Annotated in this window: 14 protein-coding genes; 5 read left to right on the top strand and 9 right to left on the bottom strand. The window is 46.9% G+C overall.

The features are described 5' to 3' along the window. Window positions 1-140 precede the first annotated feature (140 nt). Window positions 141-470, top strand: coding sequence for a hypothetical protein (locus tag L865_RS0112590; RefSeq protein ID WP_028773575.1), 330 nt, complete (start codon window positions 141-143; stop codon window positions 468-470). Here L865_RS0112590 and L865_RS0112585 read toward each other — a convergent pair. The 3 genes from L865_RS0112585 to L865_RS0112575 form a co-directional block, all read right to left on the bottom strand. Then, the gene (locus L865_RS0112585; protein WP_245608432.1) at window positions 460-1,737 is read right to left on the bottom strand and encodes a hypothetical protein; all 1,278 of its coding nucleotides are present in this window, start codon (window positions 1,735-1,737) and stop codon (window positions 460-462) included. The two genes, L865_RS0112590 and L865_RS0112585, sit on opposite strands and share 11 nt — an antisense overlap. Window positions 1,738-1,825: 88 nt before the next feature. Further along, entirely contained in the window at window positions 1,826-3,280 is a 1,455-nt protein-coding gene (locus L865_RS0112580; protein ID WP_028773573.1) for a DUF4145 domain-containing protein, read from the bottom strand. Between the two features lie 34 nt (window positions 3,281-3,314). After that, on the bottom strand, window positions 3,315-4,028 hold the full coding sequence (locus L865_RS0112575) for a hypothetical protein (protein ID WP_028773572.1): 714 nt from the start codon (window positions 4,026-4,028) through the stop codon (window positions 3,315-3,317). Between the two features lie 163 nt (window positions 4,029-4,191). Here L865_RS0112575 and L865_RS0112570 point away from each other — a divergent pair, with 163 nt between their 5' ends. The 3 genes from L865_RS0112570 to L865_RS0112560 all read left to right on the top strand — a co-directional run bounded on the left by L865_RS0112570 (window position 4,192) and on the right by L865_RS0112560 (window position 6,509). After that, on the top strand, window positions 4,192-4,710 hold the full coding sequence (locus tag L865_RS0112570; RefSeq protein ID WP_028773571.1) for a DUF2780 domain-containing protein: 519 nt from the start codon (window positions 4,192-4,194) through the stop codon (window positions 4,708-4,710). A 127-nt stretch (window positions 4,711-4,837) separates the two neighbouring features. Continuing rightward, the gene (locus L865_RS0112565; RefSeq protein ID WP_028773570.1) at window positions 4,838-5,296 is read left to right on the top strand and encodes a tellurite resistance TerB family protein; all 459 of its coding nucleotides are present in this window, start codon (window positions 4,838-4,840) and stop codon (window positions 5,294-5,296) included. A gap of 601 nt (window positions 5,297-5,897) precedes the next feature. After that, window positions 5,898-6,509: an energy transducer TonB gene (locus L865_RS0112560; protein ID WP_028773569.1), complete on the top strand. Its 612-nt coding sequence runs from the start codon at window positions 5,898-5,900 to the stop codon at window positions 6,507-6,509. Window positions 6,510-6,556: 47 nt separating this feature from the next. On the opposite strand, the gene yjeH is transcribed toward L865_RS0112560, so the two are convergent. Beyond that, window positions 6,557-7,807, bottom strand: coding sequence for an L-methionine/branched-chain amino acid transporter (gene yjeH / locus L865_RS0112555; protein WP_028773568.1), 1,251 nt, complete (start codon window positions 7,805-7,807; stop codon window positions 6,557-6,559). Between the two features lie 155 nt (window positions 7,808-7,962). Between yjeH and L865_RS0112550 the strand changes: the two genes are divergently transcribed. After that, complete coding sequence (locus tag L865_RS0112550) at window positions 7,963-8,397, top strand: Lrp/AsnC family transcriptional regulator (protein ID WP_028773567.1); 435 nt, start codon at window positions 7,963-7,965, stop codon at window positions 8,395-8,397. Between the two features lie 100 nt (window positions 8,398-8,497). Here the strand turns inward: L865_RS0112550 and L865_RS0112545 are convergent, their stop codons facing one another. The 5 genes from L865_RS0112545 to L865_RS0112525 all read right to left on the bottom strand — a co-directional run. Further along, the gene (locus L865_RS0112545) at window positions 8,498-8,950 is read right to left on the bottom strand and encodes a hypothetical protein (RefSeq protein ID WP_028773566.1); all 453 of its coding nucleotides are present in this window, start codon (window positions 8,948-8,950) and stop codon (window positions 8,498-8,500) included. A 12-nt stretch (window positions 8,951-8,962) separates the two neighbouring features. After that, window positions 8,963-9,625, bottom strand: a complete 663-nt coding sequence (locus tag L865_RS0112540; protein WP_028773565.1) for a TorD/DmsD family molecular chaperone — start codon at window positions 9,623-9,625, stop codon at window positions 8,963-8,965. 48 nt (window positions 9,626-9,673) lie between these two features. Beyond that, window positions 9,674-10,306 (bottom strand): DMSO/selenate family reductase complex B subunit, encoded by a 633-nt coding sequence (locus L865_RS0112535; RefSeq protein WP_028773564.1) that lies wholly within the window; start codon window positions 10,304-10,306, stop codon window positions 9,674-9,676. A gap of 14 nt (window positions 10,307-10,320) precedes the next feature. After that, window positions 10,321-12,834, bottom strand: coding sequence for a DMSO/selenate family reductase complex A subunit (locus L865_RS0112530; RefSeq protein ID WP_028773563.1), 2,514 nt, complete (start codon window positions 12,832-12,834; stop codon window positions 10,321-10,323). Between the two features lie 30 nt (window positions 12,835-12,864). Further along, window positions 12,865-14,158 (bottom strand): MtrB/PioB family decaheme-associated outer membrane protein (locus L865_RS0112525; RefSeq protein ID WP_028773562.1); only part of this gene is annotated, 1,294 nt, incomplete at its 5' end.

The raw sequence follows: 14,158 nt of genomic DNA, 5'->3' as shown, positions 1-14,158 counted from the left end.
GGTTAATCCGCCAACTGCTATCATTGCCATGGCAACAATGAAAAACTCAGTTACATTTGCGCATCAAGATTAAGCGGATTTAACGTGAAATTCGTTTAGTAAATAGGCAGACTGAGTCGAAGTAACCAAGGGAGTACCCAATGATTTATAGCCAATTCAACCAAAGTCCATTGCAGCGTTTTTCTGGCGGCAGAGGCTGGTTAGCATTTGTGATCGGCTTATTAGTGATGACACTAGTTTTAATCGCACTGCCATTTGTATTATTAGTTGGTGCGAGCAGTTTTATAGCGTTAAGTTTATTTGGCAGAGTGTTTTTGAAACGCCAACTAGCTAAATTTAACCGACAGCAGTTTGAGCAACAACAAAGCGATTTTGAACCTGCACAACCGCAACGATTCGGCCAGCGCGAGACTTCATTTAGTCCACGCCCTCACCAAGGCCGTACGTTTGAGCACGATCCTAACGGCTAAGTCCTGCCAATATTTGTGAAGCACTCAGAGGCCCTCTAAGTAGGGCCTCAAACGCTTGCCAAGCCGTTGCGCCCTTGGCTTGTTGTGCCGCAACCCAGTTTTTCACACTGTATTCGCCAAAGTTATAATTAATCACATAAGCTTGATTGGCTTGATAGAAGCGTACCCGCTGGGCGGCACGCGAATCTGAGTACAACCCATATTTGACCAATAGTGCAGCCGCAGTATCGGTATCAATGTGGCCATCAGTCAGCTTTTGGCATACATAGTTGTCCAAATACGCCAACTGCTTATAGACCTGCATCACTTGCTGATAATGCGCAATATCCGCCTCAATACCTGCCATTGGCATTAGTACATCACGCTCAAAAGCTAGTCTTTGCTCATCTGTCATGATCATAGCAAGCGCATAATTGGCACTGCCTTCAGACAGAAAAGATATTGGGCTAAATAGTGGGTAAATCGCGTACTCTACCCAGCCTTGTTGCTGCACTAAGCTTTGCTCTTGTAGCACGTTAAATACGTGATGGCCTGGATAACCTTCGTGGCTGGCTAGCTCCATGGCTCGCTCAAGATACAAAGGCTGATCTTGATTTAACTGAATCACACTATTGAACTGGCCTTGATACCAGTTATAGGCCGTCCAGATTTGGTCTGTCACATATTCGATTTTAAAGTTTTCAGCCGTTGGGAGCGTAATGTGCAATCCGGTCAGTTGCCGCGCCTTTTGCACACACGCGTTAAATACGCAGGCGACTGCATGACTGGGCACAATAAATTGGGCGCGATAATCTTCAAAACGCTGCCTTAAATCGCCATTGCCCGGCAAAAGCTGATCAAGCGTCGACAAACTAAGCGTAAAATCACTCAGTTGATACTCAGGAGCCAGCGCATCATACAAGCCAGCCGACTGCTGACGAAAGCTAACCGATTTGCCCTGTAACTGTTCAATGTAAAAAATGACCGAGTCGAGTTGCAACTGCAAGAACGACAAACGCTGCGACTGCGTCTGGCTGAGGGTTTGCTGCGCTAATGCCGCAAACTGAGTGTCGATGCCCTTTGCGCTTTGTAGCAGCAAAGGCAGTGGCAGCAAACGCTGCTCTGAACGCCATGATTGCGGACCATAATAGGCGTCAACATAATCACTTTGATGACATCCCACCGCCAAGACTAATTTCACATACGCCTCGGCCTGCTGATCGAGCATACTGTTAACACGCTGTTCGGCAACCGGGAATTGAACTTGGATCGCGCTTGAAATAGGCACTGAGCTCACCTTACAGTGGAAAATCATGCGCCAATGTACTATTTTTGAATATTGTATTCAATAAGTAGAGGGTTATCGACGAAAATGCTCATGTTGAAGCCAAGTCATGATCATCATTAAGCAACTCTTGTGCACGTGTTAACGCTTGGCGCTCATGAGTATCATCGGTTACCGCCAACACACTGCTGATTTGCTGCTGTAATGATTGCCATAAAGGCGCAATTACCTGCTGCTCTTGTTCATTGCCACGGCTGCGAGCCATATTCAGTAATGCCGCCGAACCCACTACATCAATGCGCCCCAAAATACCATCTGCTAAGGCAATGCTAAGTTCAATCATCGCCGGTACACTATGGCCATAGCGCACGACTTCACGCAAATACTGCTCTGCTTGTGAAAGGTCATTGCCAAATGCATTTTCATCATTAAGCATATGCTGTGCACGAGTCAGCATTGCATCTAGCTGACCTTGTTCAGCAGCTTCGGCCATCCACTGCTCGCTGGCTATTGCATCCGCGGTACAGCCCTCCCCTCGGGCCAGCATTAACGCTAGATGATACTGGGCATGGGGAAAACCAGCTTGAGCCGCTTTAGAAATGAAATGATGAGCTTGTGGCATATTGCCTTGTTGATAATAAAGTACGCCCAGATTCGCCATCGCCTCAGATTGCTCTTTAGCAGCTGCCGCTTGCAAGTAATGCAATGCATCCCCGCTATTGGCTTGAATGGTCTCGCCACCCACTAAGTAGAAGTAACCCAACAGCGCCATGGCATTGGCCACCCCGAGCTTAGCCGCTTGGGCAATCGCTTGCTCACCGGCAGCCACGTCAACACTACCGCTATAGCCATGAATTAAGCTAACGCCATGTTCATGCATAGCATCATGATGCTGTTCGGCGGCTAAACCAAACCAATAAGCGGCTTTGGCAAAGGTCGCATCACTTTTAACGTCAACAGACTGGGAGTTTTGCGCATTTTGCTCTAATGCTTGCTCTTGTTCTCGTTGCATCAAAGCACGTGTTTTCAGTGACATGCCCAATAAGTACTGCGCCTGTACATCATCTTCCATCACTGCGCGATAACACAGGTCACGGCCAGCAAATGAATCGAATGCTTCAAAATGATATTCAGGCGTGGGTTGCTGTTTTAACACCGGATAAAGACTCGTCACCAAACTAAGTAAGCGTTCGATGGAGCGTTCACCCAATGTTTGCAGCTGCTCTGCTGTTAAGTGATATTTTTCTGGATGGGCGCCGCGATTACCGTCCCCGCGTAAGCGATGAAGCGCCCGAGTGACGCGTACATCGATAACACGCTGCTGATTGAGTCGCTCAATACGATCATACAGGTTAGGGCTATCAAAAATGATTTGTCGGCTAGCCGCCAACGCATCGGTCAACTTGTGGGTAAAGCTACGAATATGCAGTAAAGCATGGGTCGGTACATCACGTACGTAACTTTTGGCAATGGCGTAATCTTCACCTAGCTCAGCTGAAAACTGCGTCACGAATTCAATATCAGTTAACACGTTAATGGCTCCAATATTTTAGCGACAAACCCACAAGTTTCAGCGTTAATTACACTTGCTCGTCCACAGATGGACGCGACACCATATACAAGCGGAACAGGGCCACATTGACGAATAGACCGATAAACGCAAAGCCGACTTCAACGATAAGCTGCACCGGAAAGCCAGCACTTTGAGCAATTTGCGAAAACGTGCCGCCTAATAGCGACAGCGGGATATAGAGCATCAACACCATGAGGGTTTTAAACGCAATTGGCCCACTGAACTTAAAGCTACCTTTTATCGCCTCTAATGGCGTAAGGCGCTCTACCACTACCATGAAATTAACGAAGGCTAGGCGCGCAAAAATATAGATACTTAACGTCAAACCAATGAGCCACAATGGGCCAAACGCTGCGAATAACATCACCGGCGCTAAAATGGCTAGACCTGAAAAGACACCAGCAAGCAATAAGCCCGGCACAAAGTTCAAACTGGTTTTTAAAATAAGCCCAGTGCTTGGGTCATGCCCTTGCGAACGCAGCTCTAAAAACAGCGTCAAAGCTGCAATCAACAATGAAAATACCAATAACAATGCCATCATGGCCGCCATGTGCGGCGCACCAAACTGAGGATTTTCTAGATCGGCATTGGCCATTTCCATTCCAATCCATAACTGAATGCCGACTTGGACAAACAGAATAGGCACAGTAAGTATCGCTAACTGGCTAATATGATTGCGAAAGAAATTAAACGCTTCGCTTAATATCGCTGACAATGACATGTGTCTTTCCAATAAATAATTAAAACAATGTAGTAAGTCGCACAGGATACCGAAAATTGAGTTTTTTTGCACAACTGATGTCATAAAATAACTGCAAACTGTGTGACAAATTACGCTAGAATGGATCGCTAATTTAGATGTTGTAACCATAGGATGGCAAACAATGAGACTTTCTGCTGCATTTGCACTACTAATCAGTGCCACAATTCTAACCTTTCCCTCGCACGCGAGTTGGTTTGATGATTTAACCAAGAAAGAAGAGAGTAAAACTGAGGTGACTGACAGCCAGTCAAGTGGACTCGTCGATAGTGTCATGTCGCAACTCGGTCTCAATCAAAATCAAGCCGAAGGTGGATTAGGCAGCCTATTATCTTTGGCCCAGTCAACTTTAGGTGGTGATCAATTTGGTCCCATTGCCGCAGCGATACCGGGCATTGACGGTCTACTTGCTGCCGCACCAGAAGTGGATAGTGACTCTGGTATGTCAGGTTTGCTCGCTAAAGCCGGTGATTTAGGTAGCTCGCTGCAAGGTGGGGCTCAGGTTTACGATGCTTTTGAACAGCTCGGTATATCAAAAGAGCTCGCCGCACCTATGGTAGATATTCTCAAAGGCTATGTGGATGAAACGGCCGGTGCCGGCACCACCGATTTACTGATGCAGGGGTTAGGCGCACTGCTATAAACCACTATAAAGACGGCATTAGCTAAGATTAAATCGAGTTCATCCTAAGCGATTATGATGAACTCTTTTTTTTAATCGGACTCTAATACCCATCAGTATCATTGTCACAGCGAATAGGTATCTATCTATGCTAGTGAAACTAAAGCAATTTTTGACCTCTCACACCGAAGCGGCCACCCCAGAAGAGCAAGAGCGCCAATTACGCCTTGCCGCTGTGAGTTTACTGCTGGAAGTCGTTTATGCTGACGAAACCCTGAGCGATAACGAAGCCGATCTATTGCCGCAGCTGCTGACTTCATCCATGCAACTTTCTATCGGTGAGGCAAATGAGTTAATTAATGAGGCGAAATTGATTCAAGGCAATGCCACCTCTTTGTACGAATTTACCCAAGAGATTAACCAACAATGTAGCGTTGAGCAGAAACAAAAACTCATTTTAGCAATGTGGCAATTGGCCTACGCAGATGGTCAACTCTGCCAATATGAAGATCAAATTGTGCGCCGCACGGCAGAGCTGTTGTACCTAAAACACAGTGAACTGATTCAGATGCGTAACTTAGCAATCGAGACACAACGCAGCCAATAAACGTCCTTTTCACAGGCTCATGTTTCAAGAGCCTAGCTTGCACATTTAGCACCGCATTAAGATCTGCTCGGTATTATACCAATCAGTATAAACATTTAGTCACTCAGCGAGAGTTTAGCGATTCTGAGGCAAGGTCCTTAAATGCTCCTGCATTAATGACATTCACCACATCCATGTGGCTTGCAACGAGTGAAGAGCATAGTTATTCTACGGTTAAGCTCGTTAACACAGCATCAGAATCGCTAATACTCGCCATTCTGGCGCGTTTTAGGCTGCCTACTTCTGCGTTGAATAATTTCGCAAGGGAACAACCATTGTTTCAATCATTCGCCTTGAATTAGTTTGCCCAAAGCGCGCTGAGTAGATCAAATTCTTATACTGATTGGTATTATTAGCCGCTAGGCTTTACCCACCGCACCTGTAAACACAAGGTTGCAACCTTGTTATCAATATGAAATAAACCGAATAAAAATCAAACTATTACTAGCGGGAGTAACAAAACACTGCTAAATGTAAAAGTGTGTTTCTTCTACTCATGAGCAAACTTTCAAGTAAAAAAACTTCAAAGCTGCGACTGAGTACATAATGTAAGGATACGATTATGAGTAGAACTGCACTACTAAAACCCACTCTCACCGCACTATTTGGCGGTATTATTACCTTTGCCCTGTTTGCCTTTATGGCTAGCCTAATCAATATCGAACATCAACCGCCTGGCGAAATTGCCAAGGCACCTGAATTTAACTTAAGTTTTATCCCAGACGAGTCTCCACCTGAGAAAAAAACCTACGATTTAACGCCGCCAAAACCCGCTGTTGCACCGCCATCTATCCCTAAATTACAACCAACCGATGATAATACTATGGCCGTAGCGGTAACTATGCCTTCCATGGTTACACCCACAATAAATTATCAAGGTAGGCAAGCTGCAGATGCACAAGCGCTACCGGTGATTCAGATATCACCACAATACCCCATTGATGCTGCTCAACGAGGTAAGGAAGGCTATGTCATTGTCAATTTTGATATATCAAGCTCGGGCAGCGTCGAGAATGTCTCTGTAGTTGAGGCGCATCCCAAGCGCATCTTCAATCGTGCGGCAATACAAGCCATTAAAAAGTGGAAGTACAAGCCAAAAATTGAAAACGGCCAAGCGGTTCCCCAAGGCAATCAGCAAGTCCAACTTGACTTTAAACTCGACCAAATGATTTAACCCAAAGGCCCTTGGTTACAATACTAAGGGCCTTATTTAAACAGCCGCTAAGGCTGAGGGCATCGACGATGTTGGTGTCTTTTTCTAGCCATTAGCGCAGTCGATACAACCGTTGTTAACAACAAGGCGTACAACATATTTTGGCCCAGAGCCACCATCAGCAATAGACAGAAGCACACGCCCATGGCCACTAAAGGCAAATAGCGGCGGCGTAATAACTTAATCGCGGCTAACATCGCAGCAAGATAGATGATCACGAATACACCGTTAGTCCAAGCAATCAGATGCTCTAACTCTTGCCCAGTTAGGTGGGTCAACGTTATCACCACCGCCATGACTAACAAAACCGTGGTAAGCGCACGCACTGGCACCTGATGTTGATTGAGCTTATCAAAGTAGTTTGGCAGCACTCCTTCACGGCTAAAGCTCCAGATTAGCCTCGCCACACTTGCGGTATACACATTCACGGTCGCTAAGCCGCCTGCAATGCCGAGTACGCCAATCACTTGTGCTCCATAGCCGCCGAGCAACTCATCAAATGCGCGCACCATGGCCAATCCTTCACCTTGCGGCACAAATAACAACAATAGCGTGCAGGCTAAATACACTAAACCCACCAATGCAGTACCGATCATCATCGCTGGGATCATATCAGCACGTGGGTTTTTAAAGTCATTGGCTAAATGGGTCATCGCCTCTACACCTAAAAAGCTCCAAAAAGCGATACCAGCAGCGGCCATAACCACACTCAAATCAAAATCTTTACTGACATTAACTTCCAGTGCCGCAATATTGGCTCCACCGCTACCAAACATCGCCACCACCACAGACACAATTGCCAACGTTAGCGCAAATTGCAGTTTGGCAGAAACCTGAATGCCACGTAGGTTCAATAGCAACAATAGTAGTAACAAGCACAACTCTGTTAGCAGTTGATAAAGGCCCGATAGACTCACGAGTTCATTAACGAACTGAAATGTCATCAAAATAGCAGCAGGTGCACCAAGTGGTACCACCAAGAGAAAGATCAAGCCAATAGTGCGACCCGCAATTTTACCAAACGCTTGCTCGACAAAATAAGCGGGCCCAGCGGCATGAGGAAAAACACCTGCTAGGCGAGCAAACACCAAAGTGACCGGTAATATCGCAATAGTTAAGCCAATCCACGCCCATAAGGCGCCAATGCCAGCTGTGGCGATGGTCATTTGCGGCAAAATAAATACCCCAGTACCAAGCAAAGTGGTGGCCATTAATCCAGCGCCTTGCCAACGTCCAATGTTTCCTTGAATATGTGTCATAACGAATACCGCTCTAGTGTTCAATTGCGCTAGTATAGATCTAGTCACCGCAACATTCTGTTGGAGTTGACCTACAAAAACAGATTAACAACCGACAATTTGACGGCTTTAATAACTTAAACCGACAAATTGTCGGATTTTGATAGGAAAAATCATTGGATAAGTTTGATAAAGCAATTATCGCCACCCTAAGACAAAATGCTCGCCACAGTATCTCCCACATTGCTGACTCGGTGAACCTTTCTCGCAGTGCGGTATCAGAGCGGATCAAAAAGCTAGAGCAAAGCGGCATTATTCGTGGCTATCAAGTCTTATTGAGCGAGTCACAAAAAGAAGGGGTATCGGCCTATTTTGAAATACAACATCGCTGCCCTCGTTGTGCCGATGTCGTTCATGTATTTCAGACCATTCCAGAGATCATCACCTGCCGCGGCATCACTGGCGACATGGACTTACTAGTATACGTGCGCGCGAGTTCAATGAAGCGTCTTCACGAAATTCGCGAGTATATCGATGCCCAAACCGACATCATCAAAATTAAAACCCATGTGGTAATGAGTGAATGGATTGACAATCAGGCCAGTAGTTAAATATCAGATCTACCCTGCTCTATCCGCCCTTGCTAGTGAGTCCTCAGGGTAATCCTATGCATTAAATAACATCGCTACAGCTTCGGCAGGCACGTAACGACTAACTACGCCCCATATTTTGCAAAGAACGGCGCTGGCTCTTACGCTGCAACTCAAGCTGAGACATTGCCGATAACACGCGCTGCGCTGTCGCAATCAATGCTGTATTAAACTGCTCTGCGTGTTCAATGATGTGTTGTGCAAAATGCACGGTGATCGATAAGATCAATTGCTCCGCTTGCGATAGTGCTTTGTGCTCCGCGTCTTTCACAAAAAGCAAAAGAAAGCCTTGAAACAGGTCATGGAACACGTGTGGCAAGGTAAGTTGATAGTCGAGATCTTTCGGTTTTGCCGGTAATTCGATCATGGCTGCAAGCAAGTTGCACACAGTACTGCTAGTCGTCGCCCCAACAAATAAGTGGCCTAACTGGTCATGCTGTTTAAAAAAAGCTTGTAGCTGATGCGCATACTCCGCTTTTTCCCACTGACCAGCCACAGAACGAATAACACTCATTGTTCTACCGTCCTATCTAAACAAACGCATAGGCATTGGTACCACATTGACTGTTTTAGCCAACTGAGTTTCAAAATCCGCTGCCAGTAATGCAATCGCTTTGTAAAAGTCAGTTTCAGCATGTTCAATTGCCAAACTTAAACAACGTCCCGACCACGGCAACATATGCTGTTGCAACAGTACCACCATTGTTTCTAGCGCCGCTTTATTGTCTGGCTCTTGCGCCAGCTGCCCCAATAGTTGGTCCAATACCGCATAGAACAAAGCAATATGATCTAGTGGCTGATTATATTCCAGCTCGAAACTAATTTGCTGCTGCTTATAAAATGCCATTAGCGCGACGGTCGAGTCGTCATTTAACAGCTGCTGCTCGCCTAAATAGACCGATCCCCAAGGCATAGCAGTCGGCTCTCCTGGACCAAAAAATAGCTGACCATAGTCAAGCTTCAACTCGTCTAGTTGCGCAACCGTCCATTGCTGAGTAAACGCTTGCAACAAATCTCTGCCTTGTTGATTTTGTTCAGAATTCGCTAGATGTGGCCAAGTCTCACCTAGCTGATTATCAACAAAGGTCTGCACCAATGCTTCACTCGGGTAACTCAGTAGCGCATTGTGCAATATACGAGCAATGGCTTGCAGTGCTAGATATTCTTCGGTTCTGTGTTTGGTTGTCATAGGTCGTTATCTCAATAAATGGCGCCCCATTAGGGGCGCCCAGACTACTTATACTTCTGCAAAGTTTAAGATTTCACCATTACCGCCAGATACTGGCTGACCATGCTTGTTCGCTTTAATAATCAAATTAGGCGAAGTCACACTAGCCGATGGCAGTGGTGCGATATGACCATCACCATTACCATACTTAGCAGTTAGGTTTTCCATCGTATCGAAATCCAGTGCTCGCAGCGGGCACGAACCAACACAAATGGGCTGTTTGCCTTCGGCAACGCGGTCAGCACAGCCATCACACTTGGTCATCACTTTACGCTCTTGATCTAACTGCGGTGCATCATAAGGACAGGCACGCGCACAGCTTTCACAGCCAATACATTGCTCAGCAAAAACCTGTACCAGACCATCTTCTTTGCGTTTGTGCATCGCGCCTGTTGGGCAAGCTTTCACGCACACAGGCTCACTACAGTGGTTACAGCCTATAGACATATAATAGGAGTAAACATTTTGCTCAAAACTACCATCAGCGTTAGTCGACCAGCTGCCGCCGCCATACTCATACACACGGCGCCAGTTGACACCTGCAGGTAAATCTTTTCTGTCTTTACACGATACGTGACACACTTTACAACCAGTACACTTGGTGGTGTCTACATAAAAACCATATTGGGTTGCTTCAGTCATTTTTTGTTACTCCATCAAGCTTTTGCGATCTGTACACGGTTAGTGTGTTGCGGGTTACCTTTAGCCACTGGGCTTGGTTGGTAACGGGTCAGGGTGTTAATACAACCACCGATGTCCACAACATGGCCCGATGGCCCTACACGCCCACTTGGATCTGGCTGATACCAAGCTCCCTGACCGAGTCCGGCTACACCCGGCAAGATACGTGGAGTAATACGCACTGGTAACTCAATGGTCCCACGCTTGCTCCAAACATGAACTTTGTCACCTTGAGCTAGACCGCGGGCATAGGCATCTTGTGGGTTCATCCACACCGCATCTTCAACCGCTTCACGTAACCAAGGCACATTGTGGTAGCTAGAGTGAGTACGACCTTTGGTATGGAAACCCATTAGCTGCAGTGGATATTCTTCAGTTGTCTCGTCGTCATCAAAGCCTTCCCAAGTTTGCTGATACTTAGGCAATGCCGTGATGTAATCACCCTTAACATCAGCATCAAACTCCCATTCTGCGGCTTTTTGTGCAAACGACAGAGAGTAAATTTCAACTTTGCCTGATGGCGTACCTAGTGGAGTGCCACCGTTAATAAAGCTGTCTAGTGCAATTCGCTTAGTACCGTTAAATGAACGGAAAACACCAATTTCCTGCGCTTCTTGGTAAGTGCTCGGCATGGGGGGAATTGCATCAGCACTGGTTGACTGACCTAAGGTGCCGTCATAAAGCTGATCCAACCATGCGGCTTCGTCTTTACCTTCTGAGTATTCGCCGTATACGCCCATTTTCTTGGCGATTTCGCCACACATGTCGTACATCGACTTACATTCCCACATTGGGTCAACTGCCGCTTTCATCGCCACAAGGTAACCCATTAGGCCGGTGGCATAGCTGTTGTCAATCAAGTCGTTAGACTCTAACCAGCTAGTATCTGGGAGTAAGATATCGGCATAACGTGCAGAAGGTGTCATCCAGCAATCAGCCACCACAATCAACTCACACTTAGTGTCATCCTCAAGGATTTTGTGGGTGCCGTTTGAATCAGAATGCTGATTGATTAGTGAGTTAGAGTTAATCGCGAAGATCGCTTTAACATCATGACCCAATGGCGTGTCTAGATCTTCCATGCCACGTAGGCCATCTTTACGCGCTGTCATCTCATGCCCACGTTCAATCGCGTCAGAGAAAGTAAAGAATGAAATAGACTCTTTAACTGGGTTAGATAGGCCTGACATTGCAGATTTTCTCATGCCGCCTTGCACAGGAATCGCACCGTTGTTCACACCCGCTTGTCCGACTTTACCGGTCAAGAACGGCAACATGTAACAAGCACGCATCGCTTGCTCACCGTTAGCATGACGGTTAACACCTGCACCGGTGATGATGTATGGCGCACGAGCATTCATGATCTTCTGTGCGATACTCTTAATGTTGCTTTCTGAAATACCGCAAATAGTCGCCGCCCACTGTGCAGTCTTAGGCTCACTAAATTTACCTACACCTAAAATGTAGTCATGGTAGTTCTCTTCAACATCAATATGCTTAGCGTATTCAAGCTTGGCTTCATCAGCTGAAGCTTCAAATTCCGCTTTGGTCTTCTCCAATGACTCACGATCATAACCAACACAGTATTGGTCCAGGAACGACTTAGAGTTTTGCGCTACCCAGCCTGAGCTGATCATCTCGTAAGCAATAGCTTCGGCAAATACCGCATCAGTACCTGGACGAATCGCATGCCAGCTATCTTCTTTACCTGCCATCGAATCGGTATAGCGTGGATCAACCATGATCAGCTCAATGCTTGGATTCTTTTGAATCGCCTGCAAGAAGTCATAGCCTTCACCTGAACCACTTTGACGCATCTCACTTGGGTTGTAGCCAATACCTAAAAACAGGTCGCTATCTTCAACACACACCATTGAACTACCGTTGGTTGACCCGCCAGCCCAAGTGGCCGCAGCCGCTTCAGTTTGTTGCGCCCAAGAATAGTTACCATAGATATTTAAGAAACCACCATTCAAGTTTAATAGGCGGTTAAAGCAACTTGAGCTAGCAAAACCGTAATAGGCGCCTGATCCATACAATTTCAAAATAGAGCGATTGCCAAATTCATTGGTAATACGCGCAAGTTCACTCGCGACTGTTGATGCCGCTTCGTCCCAGCTAATAGGCACGAATTTACCTTCGCCACGCTTACCAATACGCTTCATCGGCGTTTTTAAACGGTCAGGGGCATAAGTACGCTGCTTCAAAGAACGGCCCCGTGCACAAGCACGGATCTGATGGTTATAACCGTATTCATCGGTGGTCTCATTGTCCGCCTCTACGCGGGTGATCACGCCATCACGACTAAATACCTTAACTGGACAGTTTGAGCCACAGTTAACCAAGCAAGCAGACCATGACTGCACTTCATCAGTGACCGGTGGCTCAGGTGGATTGACATTGGCGTCATCCGAGCTGGTCTTACAACCGGTTACTGTCGCCGCACAACCCAGTGCTGCACTCGCTTTCAAAAAACTTCTACGTTCCATACCTCTATCCTCGTAGTTCACTGCTTGCGATTAACGCAATTTGTAGCTAAACGACAACATCACTTGGTGTGCGTTATAGTCATGATTGATGTCACCCAAGGTCACTAAACCCGGAATACTGTTCACATCGGTTACCGCCGCATCGGTGTCGTAGTAACGCTCATAGCGATAACTCAACTTCAATGCCATCTGCTCATTCAGCGCATAATCGGCATACACACTCGCGCTGTGGTTATAGCTGTAGTAATCCCCGTAAGGCCGTGTGCCTTCAGTCGTCACATAGGTGTCGCTCACGGAGTTGCTAAATAGATAGTCCAGCCCCAAGGTCAACTTGTCCTGCATCAAACCGCCATAGCTCAGCCCCGCGCCTATGTTGGTAAACTCATCTTCAATGTCGTTGTACCAATCCGCACTGCCAAAGGACTGACTGCCCGCTTGCGCTGAATTAATCCACTGCTGACCCGCAAAACCATATGCGTTCACATGTTCACTGAGCTGCAAGCTCACACTCACGTCATAGCCATAATCTTCCGACTCCGTTAAGCCGATTTGTGTCTCGTCATACTCATCCTTGGCATAGCGGGTGTTGATATCTAAGCTCATCCAATGCACTGGGCTATGGTTAACACTCAGCTCAACCGCATTACGGGTACGGTCTGCCAGGTAGTACTTGCGCATCAAGGCGTTTTGTTCTGATGAGGTCAGTGCGTCTGCTTCATACTCTGAGCCACCGCGATTGGCGTGCTCTGCCTTGAGGTTGATGTTGAACTTGTCCAGTGCCCGCACGTTAAACTTCATCCACAAACTGTCATCATGGGTCTGCTCACGCTCACTAAAGCTGCGCTCCACCTCTTTGCGGTTATACCCCGCCTGCAAACGGTAACCGCTGGCAATGCGGTAACTGGCGTTCACCTTGTAGGTATTGCGCTCATAATCCCGTGGAGTGTTTTGCCTAAAGGCCCCCGTGACACTGTTAAAGTTGTATTGCGCAAACTCCGCCACTGAGCTCTTGTTGTCGCGCTTGCTGTAATCGACACTGCCGCCTAAGCGCAAACGGTTGGTCAACATCGACGTAACCGCCAAGCGACCATCTAAGGTGTCCACTTGTCCGTCCCAGTTTTGCAACGGGTTGCCGCTCATCTGGATAAGGTCATCGTCTTGTATCATCCGCCCCGTCACTAAACGGCCGCTCATCACGGTACGGTTAAGCTGGTATTGACCCGAAAGCGAAACCTGATGCGCTTGGTTATCTGGACTGGCTGAGTACACATCATTGAGATGCGGTAAACTCAAATGATTGATGTTGTTTTCATAGAAGCTGCCC

It is taken from the genome of Shewanella waksmanii ATCC BAA-643, from assembly GCF_000518805.1.
GTDB lineage: Bacteria > Pseudomonadota > Gammaproteobacteria > Enterobacterales > Shewanellaceae > Shewanella > Shewanella waksmanii.
Note: the sequence above shows the minus strand (reverse complement) of the source record. Positions and strands in the feature narration are given on the sequence as shown.

Bases quoted from the DNA above. Each gene is read 5' to 3' on its own strand.
- L865_RS0112535 (WP_028773564.1), bottom strand. From the start codon at position 10,306: ATGACTGAAGCAACCCAATATGGTTTTTATGTAGACACCACCAAGTGT.
- L865_RS0112545 (WP_028773566.1), bottom strand. From the start codon at position 8,950: ATGAGTGTTATTCGTTCTGTGGCTGGTCAGTGGGAAAAAGCGGAGTAT.
- L865_RS0112530 (WP_028773563.1), bottom strand. From the start codon at position 12,834: ATGGAACGTAGAAGTTTTTTGAAAGCGAGTGCAGCACTGGGTTGTGCG.
- L865_RS0112565 (WP_028773570.1), top strand. From the start codon at position 4,838: ATGCTAGTGAAACTAAAGCAATTTTTGACCTCTCACACCGAAGCGGCC.
- L865_RS0112540 (WP_028773565.1), bottom strand. From the start codon at position 9,625: ATGACAACCAAACACAGAACCGAAGAATATCTAGCACTGCAAGCCATT.
- L865_RS0112575 (WP_028773572.1), bottom strand. From the start codon at position 4,028: ATGTCATTGTCAGCGATATTAAGCGAAGCGTTTAATTTCTTTCGCAAT.
- L865_RS0112590 (WP_028773575.1), top strand. From the start codon at position 141: ATGATTTATAGCCAATTCAACCAAAGTCCATTGCAGCGTTTTTCTGGC.
- yjeH (WP_028773568.1), bottom strand. From the start codon at position 7,807: ATGACACATATTCAAGGAAACATTGGACGTTGGCAAGGCGCTGGATTA.
- L865_RS0112570 (WP_028773571.1), top strand. From the start codon at position 4,192: ATGAGACTTTCTGCTGCATTTGCACTACTAATCAGTGCCACAATTCTA.
- L865_RS0112560 (WP_028773569.1), top strand. From the start codon at position 5,898: ATGAGTAGAACTGCACTACTAAAACCCACTCTCACCGCACTATTTGGC.